The sequence below is a fragment of the Schumannella sp. GW821-FHT10F01 genome, from assembly GCF_058809295.1.
This window is the reverse complement of the sequence record NZ_JBXASM010000003.1, coordinates 266142-287558: the sequence shown is the minus strand read 5'-3', so window position 1 is coordinate 287558 and position 21417 is coordinate 266142. Positions and strand designations below refer to the sequence as shown.

Below are 21417 nucleotides of genomic sequence, written 5' to 3'. Positions count from 1 at the left end.
CCGCCGGCGTCGCTCAGCCCGCCGACAGCCGACCGACGAGCGACTCGGCCAGCGTCCGGTCGATCCCGGCCGGCACGGGCTCCGCACCGGTCCAGCGCGCCTCGCCGCGGGCGATCGCGGCGAGGCTCCGCGCCTGCAGCGCGAGCCCGAGATCCATCGCCTCGATCGGGTTGCCGCCGGCCGCGGTGAGGTTGATCATCGTCGTGTCGTGGAGCGTCACCACCTCCCGGCCGTCCGCGAGGCGGTGCACGACGCGCGCGTTCCGGCCCGCTCCCGCGGGCGACAGCTCCACGACCTCGACGGCGGCCGTCCGGAGCGCGTCGAGATCGAGCTCGCGCCCCTCGTGGCCGACCCCGACGAGAACGACCCCGTCGCGCAGGTGCGCGAAGTGCTGCGCCGCGACGACGTGGCGCGCGCCGGTGGCGAGGAACACGACGTCGGACGCCTCGAGCAGGCCGGGCAGGTCGGCGACGCGATGACCGCGGAGGATGGCATCGAGCCGGCGGAACGGGTCGAGATCGGCGACCACCACCTGCGCGCCGAGGCCGCGCAGGGTGTCGGCGGTGCCCTGTCCGCACGGGCCGTATCCGACGACGCCGATGCGCGCGCCGGGCACCATGAGGTTCGTCGCGTTCATGAACCCCTGCACGACGCTCTGCCCGACGCCGAACTCGTTCTCGACCAGCAGCTTGAGGCGGCTGTCGTTGATCACGATCACCGGGAAGTCCGGGGCCGCCGGCAGGCTCCGGATGCGGAGGCCGCCCGTCGTCGTCTCCTCGGCGGCGCCGCGGAACCGCGGCGACCGCGGCGCTCCCGCAGCGAGGCGGGCGATCAGGTCGCCGCCGTTGTCGAGCACGAGGTCCGGCTCGGCGTCCAGGATCGCGTCGAGGTGGCGGTCGCGGTCGACCGCGGTGTCGTCCGGGCCGCCGAGCACCTCCACGCCGGCGGCGCGGAGCGCGTCGACGGTGGACGGCTGCGTGGTGCCGAGGTTGCCCGTGATGGCGACGCGGGCGCCGGCCTCGACGAGCCAGCGGCACAGCACGGCGGTCTTCGGCTCGACATGGATGGTGACGCCGAGGTGCAGGCCGTCGAACGCGGCGCCGACCTCGGCGAAGGTCTCGGCCAGCAGCGGCATGTGCCGCGCGGCCCAGTCGATGGTGGGATGCCCGGTGGCGGGCAGGACGGTGGTCATGGCGATGCTCCGATGGGTCGGCTCTGAGTCGGGCTGCGCGGGCAGGGGTGCGGGCGCGCGTGCGGGATCAGAGCCGGGTCACGGATGCAGCTCGCGGCGCGACTCGTCGGCGCCGTAGAGCGGGACGCGCCGCGGCGACGCGGTCGCGCCGAGCGGCGCTCCGGCGGTCGCGGCGGTCTCGTCCATGCGGCGAGGATAGCGCCGCCCGCGGCCCCGCGGGCCAGGGCGGCCGGAGGGCGACTCAGGCGCCCGTCGGCGCCGCGAACGGCGCCGACAGCTCCCGGAACAGCGCCTCCGCCGCGACGGCCCGCTCGCACCAGGCCTCGATGCCCCGCACGACCGGACGGCGGTCCTCGCCCTCGCCGCGCCAGTCCACGTGCTCCGGTGCGATCCGGTGCGGCTCGGTCCGGCGGATCGCGTCTGCGACCACCGTGTAGGCGCCGCTGTCCTCGAGGCTCGACAGCAGCGGCGTGCCGGACGCCCGGTGCTCGAGCAGGTCCTCGAGCAGGTCGGTGCGCCCGGTGCGGCGGCTGCCCCCGGCGGACTCGAGCACGTCGTCCGTATAGGCGAGCCGGGCGTCGCCGTGCTCGCCGCGCAGCCGGATGCTCGGCGTCGCGTCCGCCTCGGCGCAGAGCGTCAGCGCCGCGGTGACCGGGATGCCGGACGTCGTCGCGATCCGGATCGCGCTCGTGTCGTCCGACTCGATGTCGTTCGCCCGGTGCAGGTCGAGGTCGACGCGCTCGACGTGCTCCACCCGGGTCGCGTGCACGATGCGGAGGGCGGTGGCGATCGCGTGGGCGAGCGGGTTCGTCGCGACGCCGTCGACCACGTCGACGCCGTCGAGGGTGCGGCGGCCCGCCCAGCGCGCGCGGTCCCAGTACGACCGGCGCCGCGTCCAGGTGCCGATCGCGCCGACCGCCGTCAGCGCGCCGAGCCCGAGCGCATCCGCGTCGAGGTCGCGGAGGGCGTGCGACCCGAGGCTCTGGAAGCCCACCTGCACGGCCGCGCCGGTGCGTGCGGCGGCGGCCGTCAGCGCCGCGTGGTGATCGAGCCGCACCACCGGCGGCTTCTCGAGGTACAGGTCGATGCCGCGGCCGAGCACCTCGAGCGCGACCGGGAAGTGCGTGTGCAGGGGCGTCGCGACGATCACGATGTCGAGCTCGGCGCCGCCGTCGAGCAGCGCGTCCGCATCCGGCAGCACGAGCGCGTCGTCGGGCACGTCGCCCGGCTCGGGCGGACGCGGATCGGCGACCGCGACCAGGCGCACGCGGTCGCCGAGCCGGCGCAGGTTCTCGCGGTGCACGGCGCCGAAGCCGTGCACCCCGCTCAAGCCGATCCGGACGGGGGAGCCCACAGCGGTCACCCGATCCGCAGCTCCGCGACCGGCAGGCCCTCGGCGTGCAGCCGCACCAGCGCGGATCCGGCGTCCGATCCCGGCCGCACGAACACGACGATCCGGCCGCCGAGGGTGCGGCGCTCGGGCGCGGAGTAGGCCGTGACGTCGCCGAGGTCGCCGTTCTCCAGTCCGAGCAGCTCGCCGCCGTCGACCTCGACGCGCACCAGGCGGTCGTCGAGCGCGGGCCGGCCGTCGGCGTCGCGGAGCGCGCCCTCGAGCTGCAGGACGCGCCCGAGCTGGATGCCGGCCGCCGTGCTCCGCTCGACGGCCTCCGCCGACGGCGCCCAGGCCGCGACGTCGAGGCGGGCGGCGGCGCCCGACGGGTGCAGCTCGTCGCGGGCGACGATCTCCCCGTCGCGGAGCGCCTCGGCGACGAGCGCCGCGGCGCCCGGCGTGACGACCGCCGACCACCATCCGCGCTCCTCGTCGCGGGCGATCGGCACCTCGACGCCGCCGGCCGTCAGCCGCACGTCGTCGCCGGTGCTGAAGCAGAGCACCTCGCGCGGGTCGTCGCCGGCCCAGTCGCGGGTCGCGGTGCGGGCGCGGAGGCCGGGCTCGGCGCCGGCCTCGTGCGGACGGGTGACGAGGTGCACCATCGGCGCCGTCGTCCACCAGCTGCGGCGGAGGTGCGCGGCCGGCTTCTCGAAGCCGGCCAGGTCGAGCACGCCCGCGCCGGAGCCGTGCACCGGCCAGCCCCGCGCCTCGCCGAGGTAGTCGATGCCGGTCCAGAGGAACTGGCCGGCGACGGCGTCGTGGTCGAGCACCGCGCGCCAGGCGGCGAAGTGGTGCCCGGTCTCGCTGCCGAGGAACGGCTGCCGCGGGAACCGCGCGTGGTCGGCCTCGTAGAGGTGCTCCTTGTAGTTGTAGCCGATGACGTCGAGGTCATCGAGCAGACCCGTGCGGCTCGACAGCTCGGGGAAGGCCGCCGCGAGCGTCACCGGCCGGGTCGGGTCGGCGCGTCGGGCGATGGCCGCGAGGCGCCGCGCGATCGTCGCGAGTCGGCGCACATCCGGCCGGTTCGGGTCGTAGACGCGCTCCTCGGCGGGCTTGTTCGCGTCGTTGTTGCCCGTCATCTCCTCGAACAGCGGGCTCGCGTACGGGTCGTTCGGGTAGTCGACCTCGTTGCCGATGCTCCAGGCGACGATCGAGGGGTGCAGCCGGTGGGCGTCGATCATGTCGACGAGGTCGCGCTCGTGCCATTCGGGGAAGTGCGCCGCCGGACCCTCGAGCTTCGGCGGGTACACGTTGTGCCCCTGCCACCACTTGTTCTTCGGGTTCTCCCACTCGTCGAACGCCTCGTCGATCACGAAGAAGCCGAGGGCGTCGCAGAGCGCGTACAGCTCCGGCGCGTGCGGGTTGTGCGCCATGCGGATCGCGTTGGCGCCGAGGTCGCGCAGGGCCAGCAGGCGGCGCAGCCAGACCTCCGGCGGCACGGCGACGCCGAACGGCCCCGCGTCCTCGTGAAGGCAGACGCCCTTGAGCACCCGCGGCTCGCCGTTGATCGAGAAGCCGGCGTCGGGGTCGAACCGGAACGTGCGGATGCCGACCGTCTGCTCGTCGTCGGCGCGATGCGCCGCGTCCTCGCCGTCCCACTCGATCGCGGTCGACAGCCGGTAGAGGCTCGGGGTCGTGTCCGACCAGAGCTGCGGACGCGCCACGCGCGCGACGACCTCGTGCACGACCGAGCCGTGCGCGGGCAGCTCGACCGTGGACGACTCGACGTGCGGGGCCGCGTCGCCGGCGGCCGGGCGCAGCTCGTGGCGCACGCGAGCGGCGACCGCGGCGTCCGTCGTGTTCTCGAGCGTCTGCACGATCCGCACCTCGGCGAGCGCGGCGTCCGCGGCGACGGTGACGAGGTCGGTGCCGAGGTCGGCGATCCGTACCGGCTCGAGCACCTGCAGCTCGACCCCGCGCGTGATGCCGCTGCCGTTGTACCAGCGCGAGTCGGCGAGCTCGGTGCGATCCACCCGCACGGCGACGACGAGGTCGTCGTCGGGCGCGTAGTCGAGCAGCTCGGTGAGGTCGAACGAGGAGCGCGCCCAGCCGGACGGGCGGCCGCCGAGGTGGTAGCCGTTCACCCAGACCCGGGCGTGCTTGTAGACGCCGTGGAACACGAGCCGGAGCTGCTGGCCCGGCGTCAGGCGGGGCAGCGGCACGTGGGCCCGGTACCAGCCGATCCCGCCGGGGAGGTACCCGGTGCCGCTCGACGCGGCCTGGGAGAACGGGAGGCCGACGCTCCAGTCGTGCGGCACGGTCACCGCCTGCCAGCCGGCGTCGTCGAAGCCCTTCGCCGCGGCGGCGAGGTGATTGCCGGCCGAGTCGTCCGGGAGGACGGAGCCGTCGGCGAGCGCGAACGCCCAGTCGGAGAGGGGAATCGAGTGCATGGCGGGGCGGCTCCGGGTCGTCGTCGAACGGGCGTCATCGAGCGGATCGCGACCGGCGCGGCATCGCGTCGATCAGCGCCGACGATCGCCCGTCGAGCCTGGCACATCCGCACCGCGCAAGCCGGAACGCCGGCACCGGGATGCCCGGCCCCGTCGAGGCTTTCTGACCGGAACCTGAGCGCGAGGTAACGAATCGATCACGGGGCCACCCATTCCGGGGTCGCGACCGAACCCATTCCACAGCCGGAATTCGTCCACAGAAAGTTCCGGAGAACTCGACCAAAGGATCGACCATGACCTCCATCTTCCGCACCAGCTTCGCCAAGGGCGGCCTCGCTGTCGTGGCCGTCGGCGCCCTCGCCTTCTCCCTCGCCGCCTGCTCGCCGACGAGCGACAGCAGCTCCTCGCCCTCGAAGGAGACCAGCAAGTCCAGCGAGGCCAAGCCGAAGCCGGTCGTCTCGCTGCCGGACCTGTCCAAGGGCGTCGACACCGAGGTGACCGTCGATCAGGGCTTCGTCGACGCGATCACGAGCCTCGGCCTCACCCCGGGCACCGTGGGCACCGCCACCTTCACGAACGGCGTGTTCTCGTTCCCGATCACCGGCGGCAACGTCGACTACTACGACCCGGAGCAGTCCTACCGCCCGTACGTGCAGGGTGAGATCGACCACGACGGCTCGGGCATCAGCCTGACCGGCGGCGGCAAGGTCGTCGAGCTGACCGACTTCAAGATCAACCCCGGCACCTCGGAGCTCCACGGCAAGGTCACGGTCGACGGCACCGTCGCCGCTGAGGACGCCTTCCTCTTCGACCTCCACGGAGGCACCCTGAAGCCGCTCCAGACCGAGGGCGACAACGGCATCCTCGAGGGCACCACGGTGCACATCTCGTCCGACGCCGCCGGCCTCCTGAACCAGACGTTCGGCACCGACAAGGTCCCGTCCGAGCTGCTCGTGGGCGTCGCGAAGATCACCGTCGCCACCAAGTGATCACGTCGGACCGTGCGGGTTCGCCCGCCCGGTCCGCAGAGAGACCCGTCGCACGTCAGTGCGGCGGGTCTCCGTCGTTCCCGCACCCGGCACGCACCGAGAGGAGACGCCGATGAGATCCCGATCCGAGAGCCCGCGCGATCTGCTCGGCGCCTGGGCGCTGGACGCCGTCTCCGACGAGGAGCAGCTCGAGGTGGAGCTCTACCTGCTCTCCGACGAGGACGCGCGCGCGGAGGCGATCGAGCTCTGCGACACCGCCGCCGAGCTCGGCGCGGCGGTCGCGCCGCAGTGGCCCTCCGCCGGCCTCCGGCTCCGCGTCACCGCGGCGATCGCGGCGCCGACGGTGTCGCCGACATCGCTGCCGCCGACCTCGGTGCCGGCGCATATGCCGCGACTGGAATCGCGAGGGCGGCACGTGCGACCGCGCCTGAGCCGTCGGCGGATGACGACCCGGCTCCGCCGTCTCGCGGCGGGCGCCGCAGTCGTCGCCTCGGCCGTCACGGCGCTCGCGATCGGGCTGCCCGTCCTCGCCCAGGGCGGCGCGGACACGTCGTCGGTCCCGGTCTCGGCCTCACAGCTCCGTGACGCCCCCGACGCGAGGACCGCACGGAGCGCGGTCGACGGCGGAGGCCGCGCGGAGCTCGTGTGGTCGGCATCCGACCGGCGCTCCGCCTTCAGCCTCGACGGCGTGCCGGCACCGGATGCCGGATCGGTCTACCAGCTCTGGTACGTCGGCGCCGACGGCGTGGTCGTCTCGGCGGGCACGATGGATCCCGCCTCGTCGTCACCGGCTGCGCTCCTCACCGGCCGCTACCGCGCCGGGGACACGATCGCCATGAGCGTCGAGCCGGCCGGCGGATCCCCGGCGCCCACGACGGTGCCGATCGTGGAGATCCGCACCGCCTGATGATCGCGGCTATCGCCGCATCTGCGTGCGTAGAGTGGCTACTGTGACGCAGGTGCGGGTTCGGGACGCGGCAGGACTGCTCGGCGTGAGCGACGACACGATCCGCCGCTGGGTGGAGTCGGGGTCGCTGACCGGCCAGAAGGACGCCGCCGGCCGCATCGTCGTCGACACCATCGAGCTGGCGGAGCTGGCCCGGTCCACGGCGAACCCGCCGGACGATCCGTCCTCCGTCGCGCGCTCCGCCCGCAACCGCTTCGTCGGGATCGTGACCGCCGTCACGGCCGACACCGTCATGGCCCAGGTCGAGATGCAGTGCGGGCCCTTCCGCGTCGTGTCGCTCATGAGCTCGGAGGCGGTGCGCGAGCTCGGACTCGAGGTCGGCGCCGTCGCCGTCGCCGTCGTGAAGGCCACCATGGTCATCGTCGAGACCCCGCAGATCCGGAGCGCCACGTGACCGCCACCCGCACGATCCGGGCGGCGGCGCTCGCCGCCGTCGTCGCGACCACGACCCTGCTCGCCGGATGCTCCGCGCCAGATGCCGCGCCGACCACGTCGCCCCCGCCGTCGTCGGCGGCACCGCTGACCGGCACGGTGACGGTCTTCGCCGCGGCCTCGCTGACCGCGACGTTCACCGAGATCGCCGCCGAGTTCGAGAGGGCGAATCCCGGCGTGACCGTGCAGACCTCCTTCGGCGGGTCGGCCATCCTCGAGACGCAGCTCGAGCAGGGGGCCCCGGCCGACGTCCTGGCCACCGCGGACCAGGCGACGATGACGAAGGCCGTCGACGCCGGGCTGGTGAGCGGCACGCCGGTCGACTTCGCGTCGAACACGCTGGAGATCGCCGTGCCGCCGGACAACCCGGCCGGCATCCGCGACTTCGCCGACCTGGCGAAGCCGGGCGTCCGGCTCGTGATCTGCCAGGTGGCCCAGCCCTGCGGTGCGGCGACCGCGGCGATGGCGAAGGCCACGAAGGTGACGCTCGCACCGGTCTCCGAGCAGCCGTCGGTGTCGGCCGTGCTCACCCAGGTCACGACCGGGCAGGCGGATGCCGGCCTGGTGTACCGCACGGACGTGAAGGGCGCCGGCGCGACCGTGAAGGGCATCGAGTTCGACGAGTCCGACCAGGTCGTGAACACCTACCCGATCGGTGCGCTCGCCGACTCCGGCAACGCGGATGCCGCCCGTGCCTTCGTGGCGTTCGTCACGGCGAAGGCCGGCCGCGCGATCCTCACGGACGCCGGCTTCGGCTCCCCGTGATCGGATGAGCGGCGGGGATGCCCGAGGGGCGCTGCCCGCCTGGGCGATCGCCGTCGCCGCGGTCGGCGCGCTCACCGTCGTGCTCCCGCTCGCGGGTCTGCTCACGCACGTCGACTGGAGCGGCTTCCTCGGGCTGGTGACGGCGCCCGGGTCGATCCAGGCGCTGCGGCTCAGCCTCGTCACCTCCGCGACCGCGACCGCGGCGTGCCTGGTGCTCGGCATCCCGCTCGCACTCACGCTCGCGCGGACGCGGTTCCGCGGCCGCTCCGTCGTGCGGGCGCTGGTGCTGCTGCCGCTCGTACTGCCCCCGGTCGTCGGCGGCATCGCACTGCTGTACACCTACGGACGGCGCGGGCTGCTCGGGCCGGCGCTCGAGGCCGCCGGCATCCAGGTGGGGTTCTCGACGGCCGCCGTCGTGCTCGCGCAGACCTTCGTGGCGCTGCCCTTCCTCGTGCTCAGCGTCGAGGGCGCCGCGCGCACGGCCGGCACGGGCTACGAGGCGATCGCGGCGACGCTCGGCGCCTCGCCGACCCGGGTGCTGCTGCGAGTGACCCTGCCGACGCTGCGGCCGGCGGTGATCTCGGGCGCGATCCTCGCGTTCGCCCGCGCGCTCGGCGAGTTCGGCGCGACGATCACGTTCGCCGGCAGCCTCCCGGGCACGACCCAGACGCTCCCGCTCGAGCTGTACTTCCAGCTCACGACCTCGCCGGCCGCGGCCGTGTCGCTGTCGCTGCTGCTCGTCGCCGTGTCGCTCGTCATCGTGGCGGTCGCGTACCGCCGCTCCGCCGCGGATCCCGGAGGCGGCTGATGCTGCGGCTCGACGCACGGCTCGCCGATCGGCACCTCGACGTCGTCATCGAGGCCGCCGACGCGTCGACGACCGCGGTGGTCGGCGCGAACGGCGCCGGCAAGTCGAGCGTGCTGGCCCTCATCGCGGGGCTGCTCCGCGCCGACTCCGGGCGGGCGAGCGTCGACGGCCGCGCCGTGTTCGGCGACGGGGTCTGGGTGCCGGCGCACCGGCGCGGCGTCGCGATGCTGACGCAGCGTCCCGGGCTGTTCCCGCATCTGCGGGTGATCGACAACGTCGCCTTCGCGCCGCGGAGCCGCGGGGTGCGCCGGGCCGAGGCGGCCGAGATCGCCCGGCACTGGCTGGCCGAGGTCGACGCCGCGGACCTCGCGCTTCGACCGGCGACCGCGCTGTCGGGCGGGCAGGCGCAGCGGGTCGCCCTGGCGCGCTCCCTCGCGGCGGATCCGCGGCTGCTGCTGCTCGACGAGCCGCTTGCGGCGCTCGACGCGCGCGCGGCGTCCGAGATCCGGTCGATGCTGCGCCGGGTGCTCGACGGGCGCACCGCGCTCCTCGTGTCGCACGACCCCGTCGACGTCGCCGCGCTGGCGGATCGGGTGGTCGTGCTCGAGGGCGGCCGCGTGGCCGAGGAGGGGCCGACCCGCGAGGTGCTCGGGCGGCCCCGGAGCCGCTTCGGGGCCGAGCTCATGGACCTGAACCGGGTCGAGGGGGTCCTCGAGTCGGGCGGGCTCCGACTGCCCGGCGGAGGACTGCTGCCGGTCGATCGTCCGGCGGATGCGCCGCGCCCCGGCGAGCCGGCCACCGCGACCGTGGCGCCCGGACTCGTCGAGGTCGTCGGCGCCGGCGAGCCGGGCGACCTGCCCGCGGTCGTCACCGAGCTCGAGTCGCGCGGGTCGATGCTGCGCGTGCGCACGACCGTGCTGTCGGCGGACGTGCCGCTCGATCGCGCCGCGGACACCGGCCTCCGGCCGGGCGCGCCCGTGCGGCTCCGGGTGGCGGCGTCGTCGGTGCGGCTCGGGCGCCGCTAGCGGCGAGGTCAGCGCGCGGACGGGTCGGCTGGGAGCGGCCGGGTCAGCCGAGCGCGTTCGGGCCGCGCGAGTACTCCACGACGTTGACGTCGCCGTACTGGCGCGTGGGGCCGGCGACCCAGCCGATCGAGGCCATCGACCGGGCCGTCGAGCCGGTGCGGTCGCGCTTGATGCTCGTGATGAGGAGCACGGTGCCGGGGCGGTCGTCGATGATCCGGGGCAGGCTGTCGGCGAGCGGGGCGTGCGTCTCCCAGAGCCCGTCGGTCTCGGCGGGGGGCTTCAGCAGGGTGACGTCGAGCGTGCCCGCGAACGCCTCCGGGTACGCGTAGGCGATGGTCCGCGTGGTGGCGACCCGGTGGTAGCGGAGCGGGCCGTAGATGACGGCGACGCCCTCCGGGTGCTCCGCGACCTCGTCGGCGACGACGTCGGCCACGGTCGACCATGTGGAGCCCTGCTTCGCGGCGGGCCGGCGCTCCTCCAGCAGCTGCGGGGCGCTCAGCGCGACGAGCGCCGCGAGCGCGACGATGCGGATCGGGCGGGTGATGCGCCCGCTCAGGGCCACCGCGATGGCCGCGGCGGCGAACGGCGTGCACATCGCCAGGTACCGCGGCGAGTAGAGCGGCAGGTACACGGCGGTCGCGAGCAGCAGCGCCGCGGTCGGCACCACCACGGTGCTCACGACGAGCGGGCCGGCGACGTCGCGGCGGACGAGCAGCCGGACGACGCCGACCGCGATGAGGATCCAGGCGACGACCGCGAACGGCGCGGAGCCGCCGAACCACTGCGTCGACAGGACCCCCTTGACCGTGCCGCTGCCGAGCTCGTGGATCCAGCTGACCTGGCCGCTCTGGCTGACGACCTCGAGGAAGAACGGGAGGATCGCCGCACCCGCCGCGCCGGTCGCGATCGACCACCGCAGCAGCACGCGTCGGCGCACCGTGCCGCGCGCGACGCCGATGAGCAGCCCGAGCAGCTGCGCCGCCACCACGAGCAGCAGGTACGCGAAGACCAGCGCGGCGAGGAGCACGACGGCCGAATGGACGATCCACCAGCGACGCCCCGGATCCGCGACGGCCCGCAGCAGCACCATGGTCAGCACGACGGCGAGCAGCGCAGAGATCGCGAACGACCGGCCCTCGCCGCCCATCCACTGCACGCGGGGCAGGAGCGCGAAGACGACGCCCGCGACGACCCCGGTCGGGAGACCGCGGACGCGGGCCACCAGGCGGACCAGCAGCGCCGCCGTGACGCCGACCGCGACCGCGCTCGGGAACCGGAGCGCGAAGGGGGAATAGCCGACGACCGAGAACCAGCCGTGCATGGCGAGGTAGTAGAGCGCGTGCACCGCGTCGATGTGCTGCACCTCGGCGGCGAGCGCCGCCACGGATCGGCGAGCGGAGACGATCGTCGCCGCCTCGTCGAACCAGACGGACGGGATCCAGCTGCCGCCGACGACGAGCAGGAACGCGGCGACCCCGGTCGCCGTGGCGGCGCCGCGGGTGCCGAGACGGAACGGCGCGCGCGGCGGCCGGGCGGAGCGCGGTCGCTCGATCGGGCGGCGCTCGGCGGCAGGTCGCTCGATGACGGGCATGGAGTCGGCGGCGGCTGCGGCGGAGGCGGAGTCGACGGCTGTGGTGCTGATCTCGATCACTCCCTGTCGTCCTCAGTCTCGCTCACGTGCGAGGCCGGGCCCGCCCCGGTGCGCGCACGGGGTCCGATTCCCGGCGTCCCGTCAGCGACCCCGCGATCGTCTTCATGGTTCCATTGGCTTTCGAGAGCAACACGATCGGTCGCTCGCGAGGTGACATCAGGGAGTTCGCACCCGTCTCCGCTGTCGACGGGGCCGTGATCATTCCGTGACATTCCGGTCGAGGGATGCGAGAGGAGCGCGATGGACGCCGAGGCCGCACGCCGCGCGCGATCCGCCCGCACCGCGGCGCTGCCCGGGATGACGGAGCCGGCGCTCGCGGGGCTCCGTCGAGCACGGGTGCTCGTGGTCGGCGCCGGCGGGCTCGGCTCGCCCGTGCTCCAGTACCTCGCGGCCACCGGGATCGGCGCCATCGGCATCGTCGACGACGACGTGGTCGACGCCTCCAACCTCCAGCGGCAGGTCATCCACGGCGTCGCGGAGATCGGGGAGCCGAAGGTCGAGAGCGCGGCCCGCGCCATCCGCCGGCTGGACCCGGACGTCGCCATCGAGGCGCTCGCCCGGCGCCTGGAGCCGGCGGACGCGCTCGAGACCCTCGCCGGCTGGGACGTCGTCGTCGACGCGAGCGACAACCTCCCCACCCGCTACCTCGTCAGCGACGCGGCCGCGCTGCTCGGGCTGCCGGTCGTCTGGGGATCGGTGCTGCGATACGAGGGGCAGGTCAGCGTCTTCTGGAGCGCGGCGCCCGGCGGCGGCATCGACTACCGCGACCTCCACCCCGCGGCGCCGGACCCGCGCGAGGTGCTCGACTGCAGCGAGGCCGGCGTGCTGGGGCCGCTGTGCGGCACGATCGGCGCGGCGATGGCCACGGAGGTCGTCAAGCTGCTGACCGGCGTCGGCGCACCCCTGCTCGGGCGGGTGCTGCACCATGACGCGCTCGCCGGCACCTGGGAGGAGATCCCGATCCGGCGCGCGCCGTCGCGCCGGCCGGTGACCGCGCTCGCCGACTACGCCGCGTTCTGCGGCATCCCGGTGCCGTCCGACGCGGTGCCGTCCGACGCGGTGCCGTCCGACGCGGCGCCCGACGAGGCGGCCTCCCTCGCCGAGGCGCGCGGCCGCACGCCGGTCGACGTGCGGACCCGCGCCGAGCGCGACGCCGGACACCTGCCGGACGACCGCTGGGTCCCGCTCGAGGAGCTGCTCGCCGACCCGGCCGCCGCCGGCAAGGGCCCGCTGCTCGTCTACTGCGCGTCCGGGGTCCGGTCGGCGCGGGCCGCCGCGGCGCTGCGCGACGCGGGGATCGACGCGGTGTCGCTGCGCGGCGGCTGGGGCGCGTCAGCCGCCGGCGAACGGCGGCAGGACGTCGACGCGCACGGCGCCGTCCGGAACTGACGTCGCGGCATCGGCGACGGCGACCCCGTCGACGAGGAACGTGCAGGCGCCGAGCACCCGGCGGCCCGCGGCATCCGGGGCGAGGCGATCGAGGAGGTCGGCGAGCGTCGACCCCCCACCGAGCTCGACCGTCGTCGCGCGCGCGCCGACGGCCTCACGGGCGGCCGCGAACAGCCGGACCTCGACAGTGGGCACCTCAGCCGCCGATCGCGCTCATGGGACGGGATGCGAGCGCGATCCCGTCGCCGTCGAGCCCGTGGCCGGCCGGCTTGGCCCACATCGCGCCGCGCCAGAGCCGGGCGATCTCCGCGTCGTCCGCGCCGCCGCGGAGCGCCGCGCGCAGGTCGGTCTCGGTCGTCGAGAAGAGGCAGCTGCGCACGGCGCCGTCGGCGGTGACCCGGGTGCGGCGGCAGTCGGCGCAGAACGGCTCGGTGATCGAGGCGATGACGCCGACCGTGCCCTCGGCGCCGTCGCGGCGGGACCGCACCCGGAACAGCTGGGCGGGCGCGCCGGCCCGCGGCTCGTCGTCGGGCGTCAGCTCGAACTCCTCGTCGAGCGACGCGCGGATCTCCGCGGCCGTCACCATCTCGTCGCGATCCCAGGCGTGATCCGGGTCGAGCGGCATCTGCTCGATGAAGCGGAGCCGGTGCCCGCCCGCGAGCGCCCAGCGGAGCAGATCGGCGGCCTCGTCGTCGTTGACCCCGCGGAGGAGCACGGCGTTGATCTTGACCGGTCCGAGGCCGGCGCGCGCCGCGGCGTCGATCCCGTCGAGCGCGCGCTGCAGGAAGGGGCGGCGGGTGACCTCGAGGAAGGTGGCCGCGTGGAGCGAGTCCAGCGAGACGTTGACGCGGTCGAGTCCGGCCCGGCGGAGCGCCTCCGCCCGCGACGCGAGGCCGATCGCGTTCGTGGTCAGCGCGAGCTCGGGTCGGGGCTCCAGTGCGGCGCAGCGCGCGACGATGTCGACCAGGTCGGACCGGAGCAGCGGCTCGCCGCCGGTGAACCGCACCGAGCGGACGCCGAGCTCGCGCACCGCGATCCCGACGAGCCGCGCGACCTCGTCCGCGTCGAGCACCTCGTCGCGCGGGAGCACGTCGAGGCCCTCCGCCGGCATGCAGTAGCGGCAGCGCAGGTTGCAGCGGTCGGTGAGCGAGACCCGGAGGTCGTCGGCGACGCGCCCGTGCGCGTCGAGGAGTGCCGCGCTCATGATCCGAGGGTAGGCGACGTCTCCCGGACGGCGCTGGGGCGCCGCCAGGGGCGCCGGAGCTCCGCCGCGGCCCGTCCGGCCGCCCCCGGACCGGAGCGGCGGAGGGACACGACGACGATGAGCAGGATCGCCAGCAGCTCGGCCACGAGCAGCACGCCGGGCCGCGGCACGAGCTGCCGCGCGCTCAGCGCGAGGCCGACCGCGAGCCACTCCCAGCGGCCGGACATCGCGATCATCGGCACGAGCAGCAGGGCGTACCAGGGGTAGCGCGGCGAGACGATGAGCAGCGTCGCGCCGATCATGACGGTCTGCGCGACCCACGGATCGTCGGGATCGACCTTGCGCCAGACCAGGACCGCGCAGATCGCGAGCAGCACCGCCGCGACGACGAAGGCGGCGCGTCCGGGGGCGAGCGGGCTGATGAGGGCGAACCTCGAGCCGTCGTCGTAGCCCTCCTCGGTGAGGTAGCCGGGGAGGTAGCCGAGCACGCCGATCCCGCTGGCCAGCACGTACGGCACGTAGAGCAGCAGGAACACGCCGACCGCGACGAGCACCGTGCGCACCGGCCGCCGGGCGAGCAGCGCGGGCGCGCCGATGACCGGGATGAGCTTGGCCGACATCGCCAGGCCGAGCAGCGCGCCGCCGCGGCCCGCCCGCCCGGAGGCCGCGAGCAGCGTCGCGCCGAGGAGAGCCGCGGCGCCGATCGCGTCGACGTGCGAGTTGGTGATCGCCTCGCTCGCGACGAGCGGGCACCAGGCCCAGAGGGCCGCCCACCGGGGGTCGCGCCCGCGCCGGGTCAGCGCGCGCACGAGGGCGACGGTCGTGCCCACGACCACGAGGAGCCCGAGCAGCTGCAGCGGCCAGTACTCCGCTTCCGGTCCGACGACGAAGCGGACGGCGGCGAAGACCAGCTCGGCCGCCGGGGGGTAGATGGTGTGCACGGTGCCACGGTTCAGGGCGGTGCAGACGACGGCGCCCCCGTCACCGGGCTCGTGCGAGCGCTGGATCCGCTCGCCGGGGCAGCTCACGGTGCCGTCGGCGCTCGTCACCGGCGCCGGGAACAGCCAGTCCGGCCGCAGCGATTCGAGCGCCGGCGAGGTCGGCACGTCGCGGTACGGCGAGATGCCCGCGTTCTGCACGATGCCGTCCCAGGCATAGCGCGCCGAGTCGGTGCTCGTATTCGGCGGACCGGCCATCGCCGCGCCCCCGATGAGCACCGATCCGCCGATGACGAGCGCGATCGCGGCACGGGTCGGCACGCGCCGGAGCGCCAGGAACGCGGCCGCGAACAGCACCCAGGCGAGGGCGACGAGCAGCGGCAGCTCGGGCCGATGGGCGGAGGCCTCGTAGTACGGCAGCGCGACGACGGCCGTCCCCGTGACGAGGGCGATCGCGACCACCAGGGCGGCCGTCAGTGTCGTGCGCATGCGCTCATCCTCTCCGACCCGCCCGTTCGGCAGTCCGGCTCCGAACTCCTGTGCGGGGTCCATACTCGACAGGAGTTCGGAACCGACCGCGAGATCGAAACGAGTCCCATGCAGCGGCTTCTGCACGCACTGCGCACGACGCTGATCTCGCCGTCGCGCAATCCGCGGACCGCCGTCGTGATCGGGCGCCTCCTCGGCGCGGCCTTCGTGCTCTGCTTCGCGACGGGCCTGTACAGCCACTTCATCCAGGATCCGATCCCGGGGATGCGCTTCCTCGTCCGGCCGACGTGGCTCTACCAGCTGACCCAGGGCATCCACATCACGGCGGGCATCGCCTGCTTCCCGCTCATCTTCGCGAAGCTCTACAGCGTCTACCCGCTGCTGTTCCAGACCCCGCCGGTGCGCGGCGTGCTGCACCTGCTCGAGCGGGCCTCGATCGCGCTGTTCGTCGCGTCGGCGCTCGTCGAGATCACGATCGGCCAGCTCAACACGTACCAGTGGTACGCGCTCTTCCCGTTCCCGTTCCGGCAGACCCACTTCGCGCTCGCCTTCGTCGTGGTCGGGTCGCTCGCGATCCACATCGCCGTCAAGCTGCCGATCATCACGCGCTACTGGCGCCGTCGCGACGCCTACCTGCCGGATGGCGAGCCGCGTCCGCTCGAGGACGACGAGCACGACCCGACGCCGCTCGAGACCCCGATCCGCGGGCTCACCGGACGCGTGCTCGCGTGGATCGACGCCGCGCCGCCGCCGGACCGCCGCGTCAGCCGGCGCGGCTTCTTCACGGCGATCGGGGCTGCTGCCGTCGCCGTGGTCGGGCTCAACGTCGGGCAGTCGTTCCGGCCGCTCGACGCGCTCAACGTCTTCGCGCCCCGCAAGGCGGGCATCGGCCCGAACGCGCTGCCGGTGAACCGCACCGCCCATGCGGCGAAGGTGATCGAGAAGGCCATGGCGGCGGACTGGAAGCTCACCGTCAGCTCGCCGAGCCTCGTCCGCTCGTTCACCCGCGCCGAGCTGGAGGCGCTGCCGCAGTACGAGGTCGACCTGCCCATCGCGTGCGTGGAGGGCTGGAGCCAGACGGCGCACTGGAAGGGGCCGCGCCTCAAGGACCTCATGGACTCGGTCGGGGCGGATGCCGGCGCGATCGCGCGGGCCATCAGCCTGGAGGAGGGCAGCACCTACGCCCGCTCCGAGATGGAGCCGGAGTTCGTGCGCGACGACCTCACCCTCGTCGCGCTCGAGCTCGACGGCGCCGTGCTCGACATCGACCACGGCTACCCGGCCCGGCTGATCGCGCCCGCGCGACCCGGCGTGCTCCAGACCAAGTGGCTCAGCAGGATCGAGGCCGTCTGATGGCTGTCCGGCGCTGGCGCATCGCGCTGCTCGTCCTAGGGCTCGGGCTCCTCGTCCTCGGCGGCGTCGTGCTGCTGCAGGAGGTCAATCCGCGCCGCTACGTCGGCATCCTCACCTGGTTCGTCGGCGCCCTCGTCATCCACGACGGCATCATCGCGCCGGTCGCGTTCGGCGTGACGGTGCTGAGCCGGCGGCTGAGCACCCGAGTGCCGGCGGTCGTCCTCGCGCTCGTGCAGGGCGCGCTCGTCGTCGCGGGCATCGTGGTGCTGCTCGTCGTGCCGGAGGTCCTCAAGCAGCGCATCGGCACGCTGAGCTCGTCGATCCTGCCGCAGGACTACCGCCTGCACCTGATCGTGTTCCTCGTCGTCATCGCCGTGCTCACGGCGCTCGCGGCCGGGTTCTACCGGGTGCTGCTCACGAGGCGGCAGAACGCCCTGCCGCCGGCCGACCAGGCCTGAGCGGTCTCGAGGCCGCTGTCGGCGGCGTAGCGGGAGATCGTCGCCGTGCCCGCGTCCGCCCACGGGAACTCGGCGCTGCGCCGGCCCTCGCGGTCGGTGAGGCAGCCGGTGTAGTGCCGGTCCATGTCGTCGTCGGCATGCGCCTCGACCACGATCTCGCCGGCCGGGTCGATGAGCTCGGCGCAGCGGCGCAGCAGCCCGCGCACGTCGCCGCCGATGCCGATGTTGCCGTCGACGAGCAGCACGGTGCGCCAGGCGCCCTCGGAGGGCAGCGGATCGAAGACCGAGCGGCGCAGCACCGGCAGCCCGAGATTCCGGGCGCCCTCCACGGCCGCGGCGGACACGTCGATGCCCCAGGCCTGCAGGCCGAGATCGAGGGCGGCGCGCACCATCCGGCCCGGCCCGCAGCCGACGTCGAGCACCGGGCCCGACGCCTCCGCCAGCAGCGCGAGGTCGATGTCGTCGGCGGCGGCGCTCCAGCGCTGGAGGTCCAGCTCGCGGGAGTCGGCGCGCCCCCCGCCGAGCACCTCGTGGAGGAACAGCCGCGGTCGTCGGGTCGAGCGGAGGGCGCGGGCGTACGGCTCGCCGCCGCCCGCGCCGAAGTCCGCGGGCCACGGCACCAGGCCGCCTGCGATCGTCACGCCGTCCGCCTCTCGAGCAGTCCCATGCCGCGCATGGCCGCGGCCAGCACGCCGTTCGGGGCGATGGCGGCGACCTCGAGCGCGTCGTCGATCGTGTCGATGTCGGTGAGCGTGCCCAGGGTGCCGACGCCGAGGCCGAAGCCGCGGAGCCGCTCCAGCTGGCGCAGGCCGGTGTCCGACTGCGACATGGGCACGCCGCGCACGACGTCGCCGTCCGGCTCGCGCAGCGCGAGCGTCCACCATCCGCCGTCCGAGGCGAGGCCGATCCAGGCGTCGACGCCGTCGGGCCAGTCGCGGAACACCGGTGCGAGGTCGTGGGCCCGCAGCTGCGGGGTGTCCATGCCGACGAGCACCGCCGGTCCGTCGCACGCGTCGAAGACGGCGGCGATCCGCTCGTCGAGGCCGCCGTCGGCCTGGGCGATGACCTCGTAGTCGCGCGCCCGCGCCGGGGCGTCGGTGCCCTCCCACGCGAGGATGCGCCGCGTCGCGGGCACCTCCTCGAGCGCCGTCAGCGTGTCCGCGATGCAGGCGGCCGCGAGATCGGCGGCCTGCTCGAGGCTCAGCGGCGGGTGCAGCCGGGTCTTGGCGCGGCCGGGGAGCGGCTGCTTCGCGAGCAGGATGAGCGTGGTCATGCGGTCTCACCGCCGACGGCCGGCTCGAGGTCGAGCCGTCGGGCGTCGCTCCGCACGGCCGCGAGGAGGGCGGACATGTCGCGCACGGCGGTCACGGTGCCGCGGACGGTGCCGGTGACCTTCGACCGGCCGATCCGCGGCGAGTACGGGGCGTCGAGCTCGGTCAGGCGCCAGCCGGCCGCGGATGCGCGGAGCACCATCTCGAGCGGGTAGCCGCTCCGGCGGTCCTGCAGGTCGAGCGCGAGCAGCCCCTCGCGCCGCGCGGCCCGCATCGGCCCGAGGTCGTGCACCCGGTAGCCGGTGGCGCGCCGCATCAGGATCGCGAGCACGAGGTTGGCCACGCGCGCGTGGAACGGCCAGGCACCGCGGGAGGTCGGACGCCGGCGCCCGAGCACGAGGTCCGTGTCGCCGGCCTCGACCGGGGCGACGATGGCGGGCAGGTCGCGGGGATCCATCGACGCGTCGCCGTCGCAGAACGCCACGATCGGTGCCCCGGCGGCGAGCAGACCGGCGTGCGCGGCGGCGCCGAAGCCGCGGCGGTGCTCCGTCACGACGAGGGCGCCGTGGGCGGCCGCCACCTCGGCGCTGCCGTCGGTGGAGCCGTTGTCGACCACGATCGCGCGGTAGCCCTCCGGCATGCGGGAGAGGATCCACGGCAGGGCCGCGGCCTCGTTCAGACACGGGATCACCACATCGACTCGCACGGCCACCACCTCCTTACCCCTGATGAAGGTCATTCGGAGCACGACGCCGGTGCGGCGGGTCCCGATCGGGTCAGGATCGCATCCGCCGCGATCCGCCCTCCGGGCTCACGGGCGACCTCAAGGGGGCGGCGGCGAACTCGCGCATCCCATCCTCGAATCCGACCGCCGCCGACCAGCCCAGCTCGTGGCGGGCGCGCTCCGACGATGCGGTGATGTGGCGCACGTCGCCGAGCCGGTAGCGCCCGCTCACGACCGGCTCGCCGACGCCGCCCACCCGGGCGAGCACCGCGGCGACCTCGCCGATCGTGTGGACGATGCCGCTGCCGACATTGAAGGCGCGGACGCGGCGCTCGGGCTGCTCCGCGGTCCAGTCCAGCGCCGCGAGGTTGGCGCCGGCCACGTCGGCGACGTTGACGAAGTCGCGTCGCTGCCGGCCGTCCTCGAAGACCTCCGGCGCCTCGCCGCGCGCCACCGCCGACCGGAAGAGCGACGCGACGCCGGCGTACGGGGTGTTCTGCGGCATGCCGGGCCCGTAGACGTTGTGGTACCGCAGCTGGGCGACGACGCCCCCGGCGCTGAGCGCCCAGGCCGCGGCGAGGTGCTCCTGCGCGAGCTTCGTGGCGGCGTAGACGTTGCGCGGGTCGAGCCGCGCGTCCTCGTCGATCAGGCCGGGCTCGAGCGTGCGGCCCTCCGCGTCGAGGGGGTCGAACCGTCCCGCGTCGAGATCGGCGACCGTCCGCGGCTCGGGTCGGGCGGGGCCCGACGGGCCGATGTACGCGCCCTCGCCGTAGACGACCATCGAGCTGGCGAGCACGAGCCGCCGCACCCCGGTCGCCGCCATCGCGTCGAGCACCACGGCGGTGCCGAGGTCGTTGCTCGAGACGTAGTCGGGCGCATCCGTCATGTCGACGCCGAGGCCGACCTTGGCGGCCTGGTGCAGCACGCCGTCGACGCCGGCGAGCGCGCCGAGCACGGCATCCCGGTCGCGCACGTCCGCCTCGACGAGCTCGACGCCGGCCGGCACCGCGGGCGCGTCGCCGTGGACGTCGTCGCGCACCGAGTCGAGCACCACGACCTCGTCGCCGCGCGCGATCGCGGCCGAGGTGATGGCGGACCCGATGAAGCCGAGCCCGCCGGTGACGAGCAGCCTCACGCGAGCACCGGACGCGCGAGCACCTCGGCGACCGCCTCGGCGGGGATCGTCGGCAGCGGCTCGGGCTCGTCGGGCAGCGCCGCGACGATGGCGGCGATCGCCGCGACGATGCGGGGCTGCGCGTCGCGGAGACGGGCCAGCACGAGCTCGTGGCTCACCTCGTCGCCGGAGACCGCGTCGGCCGCGCCCGCGTCGGTGTCGGTCACGAACGAGAGGTTGACGGTCGCGATGCCGAGCTCGCCGGCGAGCGGCACCTCGGGGTACATGGTCATGTTCACGGTGTCGGCGCCCATCGACGCGAACCACCGCGACTCGGCCCGCGTCGAGAACCGCGGGCCCTGGATGACGACGACGGTGCCGTGCGGCGCCACCGTCTCGCCGGCCGCCTCGAGCGCGGCGACGGCGATCGCGCGCGTCGCGGGGTCGAACGGATCCGCCGCCGTGAGGTGCTGCACCGAGCCCTGATCGAAGAAGGTGTCGGCCCGCCCGGTGGTCCGGTCGATGAACTGGTCGGTGAGCAGCAGGGTGCCCGGCGGGTAGTCCGGCGAGATGCCGCCCACCGCGGAGCTCGACAGGATGACGCGGACCCCGAGGCTGGCGAGCGCCCAGATGTTCGCCCGGTAGCCGATGAGGTGCGGCGGCACGGAGTGCTCGGCGCCGTGCCGCGTGATGAAGGCGACCCGGCGGCCGCTCAGCGAGCCGACGGTCACCGCCACCCGCCCGTAGGGGGTCGCGACGTCGAGCTGCTCGGAGTCCCGCTCGGGGAACAGGCGGTACAGACCCGATCCTCCGATCACGCCGACTCGGATCGGATCTGGAGCCATGGGCCGATTCTGTCAGACGGGCC

General features: G+C 74.7%; 21 protein-coding genes. 9 read left to right on the top strand and 12 right to left on the bottom strand.

Translation table 11 applies throughout. The annotated features are described in order from the left end of the window. Positions 1-13: 13 nt before the first annotated feature. The 3 genes from AC1RSJ_RS06230 to AC1RSJ_RS06220 form a co-directional block, all read right to left on the bottom strand. Entirely contained in the window at positions 14-1192 is a 1179-nt protein-coding gene (locus AC1RSJ_RS06230) for an adenosylhomocysteinase (RefSeq protein WP_493117472.1), read from the bottom strand. A gap of 241 nt (positions 1193-1433) precedes the next feature. After that, entirely contained in the window at positions 1434-2522 is a 1089-nt protein-coding gene (locus AC1RSJ_RS06225) for a Gfo/Idh/MocA family protein (protein WP_493117471.1), read from the bottom strand. 29 nt (positions 2523-2551) lie between these two features. Further along, positions 2552-4972, bottom strand: a complete 2421-nt coding sequence (locus AC1RSJ_RS06220; protein ID WP_493117470.1) for a glycoside hydrolase family 2 TIM barrel-domain containing protein — start codon at positions 4970-4972, stop codon at positions 2552-2554. Between the two features lie 293 nt (positions 4973-5265). On the opposite strand from AC1RSJ_RS06220, the gene AC1RSJ_RS06215 reads away from it, so the two are divergent. The 6 genes from AC1RSJ_RS06215 to AC1RSJ_RS06190 all read left to right on the top strand — a co-directional run bounded on the left by AC1RSJ_RS06215 (position 5266) and on the right by AC1RSJ_RS06190 (position 9958). After that, positions 5266-5961: a hypothetical protein gene (locus AC1RSJ_RS06215; protein WP_493117469.1), complete on the top strand. Its 696-nt coding sequence runs from the start codon at positions 5266-5268 to the stop codon at positions 5959-5961. A 112-nt stretch (positions 5962-6073) separates the two neighbouring features. After that, positions 6074-6868 carry an anti-sigma factor gene (locus AC1RSJ_RS06210; protein ID WP_493117468.1) on the top strand — a complete coding sequence of 265 codons (795 nt, stop codon included), beginning with the start codon at positions 6074-6076 and terminating at the stop codon, positions 6866-6868. A 43-nt stretch (positions 6869-6911) separates the two neighbouring features. Continuing rightward, the gene (locus AC1RSJ_RS06205) at positions 6912-7322 is read left to right on the top strand and encodes a TOBE domain-containing protein (protein ID WP_493117467.1); all 411 of its coding nucleotides are present in this window, start codon (positions 6912-6914) and stop codon (positions 7320-7322) included. Then, entirely contained in the window at positions 7319-8125 is an 807-nt protein-coding gene (gene modA, locus AC1RSJ_RS06200) for a molybdate ABC transporter substrate-binding protein (RefSeq protein WP_493117466.1), read from the top strand. The genes AC1RSJ_RS06205 and modA overlap by 4 nt, the downstream gene beginning before the upstream one ends. A gap of 4 nt (positions 8126-8129) precedes the next feature. Further along, complete coding sequence (locus AC1RSJ_RS06195) at positions 8130-8933, top strand: ABC transporter permease (protein WP_493117465.1); 804 nt, start codon at positions 8130-8132, stop codon at positions 8931-8933. Further along, on the top strand, positions 8933-9958 hold the full coding sequence (locus AC1RSJ_RS06190) for a sulfate/molybdate ABC transporter ATP-binding protein (protein WP_493117464.1): 1026 nt from the start codon (positions 8933-8935) through the stop codon (positions 9956-9958). The genes AC1RSJ_RS06195 and AC1RSJ_RS06190 overlap by 1 nt, the downstream gene beginning before the upstream one ends. Before the next feature lie 43 nt (positions 9959-10001). On the opposite strand, the gene AC1RSJ_RS06185 is transcribed toward AC1RSJ_RS06190, so the two are convergent. Then, positions 10002-11609, bottom strand: a complete 1608-nt coding sequence (locus tag AC1RSJ_RS06185; protein WP_493117463.1) for a glycosyltransferase family 39 protein — start codon at positions 11607-11609, stop codon at positions 10002-10004. Between the two features lie 240 nt (positions 11610-11849). Here AC1RSJ_RS06185 and AC1RSJ_RS06180 point away from each other — a divergent pair, with 240 nt between their 5' ends. Beyond that, on the top strand, positions 11850-12998 hold the full coding sequence (locus tag AC1RSJ_RS06180) for a ThiF family adenylyltransferase (protein WP_493117462.1): 1149 nt from the start codon (positions 11850-11852) through the stop codon (positions 12996-12998). Here AC1RSJ_RS06180 and AC1RSJ_RS06175 read toward each other — a convergent pair. Genes AC1RSJ_RS06175 through AC1RSJ_RS06165 form a run of 3 tightly spaced genes read right to left on the bottom strand, consistent with a single transcriptional unit; the run spans position 12942 to position 15629 of the window. After that, positions 12942-13193, bottom strand: a complete 252-nt coding sequence (locus tag AC1RSJ_RS06175) for a MoaD/ThiS family protein (RefSeq protein ID WP_493117461.1) — start codon at positions 13191-13193, stop codon at positions 12942-12944. The genes AC1RSJ_RS06180 and AC1RSJ_RS06175 overlap by 57 nt on opposite strands. Before the next feature lies 1 nt (position 13194). Next, positions 13195-14202, bottom strand: a complete 1008-nt coding sequence (moaA, locus tag AC1RSJ_RS06170) for a GTP 3',8-cyclase MoaA (RefSeq protein ID WP_493117460.1) — start codon at positions 14200-14202, stop codon at positions 13195-13197. Further along, complete coding sequence (locus AC1RSJ_RS06165) at positions 14199-15629, bottom strand: glycosyltransferase 87 family protein (RefSeq protein WP_493117459.1); 1431 nt, start codon at positions 15627-15629, stop codon at positions 14199-14201. The genes moaA and AC1RSJ_RS06165 overlap by 4 nt, the downstream gene beginning before the upstream one ends. A gap of 108 nt (positions 15630-15737) precedes the next feature. Between AC1RSJ_RS06165 and AC1RSJ_RS06160 the strand changes: the two genes are divergently transcribed. Beyond that, entirely contained in the window at positions 15738-16982 is a 1245-nt protein-coding gene (locus AC1RSJ_RS06160; RefSeq protein ID WP_493117458.1) for a molybdopterin-dependent oxidoreductase, read from the top strand. Further along, positions 16982-17440: a hypothetical protein gene (locus tag AC1RSJ_RS06155; RefSeq protein WP_493117457.1), complete on the top strand. Its 459-nt coding sequence runs from the start codon at positions 16982-16984 to the stop codon at positions 17438-17440. The genes AC1RSJ_RS06160 and AC1RSJ_RS06155 overlap by 1 nt, the downstream gene beginning before the upstream one ends. Here AC1RSJ_RS06155 and AC1RSJ_RS06150 read toward each other — a convergent pair. Genes AC1RSJ_RS06150 through AC1RSJ_RS06130 form a run of 5 tightly spaced genes read right to left on the bottom strand, consistent with a single transcriptional unit; the run spans position 17383 to position 21394 of the window. Next, positions 17383-18081, bottom strand: coding sequence for a class I SAM-dependent methyltransferase (locus tag AC1RSJ_RS06150; RefSeq protein ID WP_493117456.1), 699 nt, complete (start codon positions 18079-18081; stop codon positions 17383-17385). The two genes, AC1RSJ_RS06155 and AC1RSJ_RS06150, sit on opposite strands and share 58 nt — an antisense overlap. Further along, positions 18078-18713 carry a TIGR04282 family arsenosugar biosynthesis glycosyltransferase gene (locus AC1RSJ_RS06145; protein WP_493117455.1) on the bottom strand — a complete coding sequence of 212 codons (636 nt, stop codon included), beginning with the start codon at positions 18711-18713 and terminating at the stop codon, positions 18078-18080. The genes AC1RSJ_RS06150 and AC1RSJ_RS06145 overlap by 4 nt, the downstream gene beginning before the upstream one ends. Continuing rightward, positions 18710-19450 carry a glycosyltransferase family 2 protein gene (locus tag AC1RSJ_RS06140; protein ID WP_493117454.1) on the bottom strand — a complete coding sequence of 247 codons (741 nt, stop codon included), beginning with the start codon at positions 19448-19450 and terminating at the stop codon, positions 18710-18712. The genes AC1RSJ_RS06145 and AC1RSJ_RS06140 overlap by 4 nt, the downstream gene beginning before the upstream one ends. A gap of 37 nt (positions 19451-19487) precedes the next feature. Continuing rightward, a complete protein-coding gene (locus AC1RSJ_RS06135; RefSeq protein ID WP_493117453.1) occupies positions 19488-20570 on the bottom strand; it encodes an NAD-dependent epimerase/dehydratase family protein in 1083 nt (360 codons plus the stop codon). Continuing rightward, complete coding sequence (locus AC1RSJ_RS06130) at positions 20567-21394, bottom strand: MTAP family purine nucleoside phosphorylase (protein WP_493117452.1); 828 nt, start codon at positions 21392-21394, stop codon at positions 20567-20569. Before AC1RSJ_RS06130 ends, AC1RSJ_RS06135 begins: the two co-directional genes overlap by 4 nt. Positions 21395-21417 lie beyond the last annotated feature (23 nt).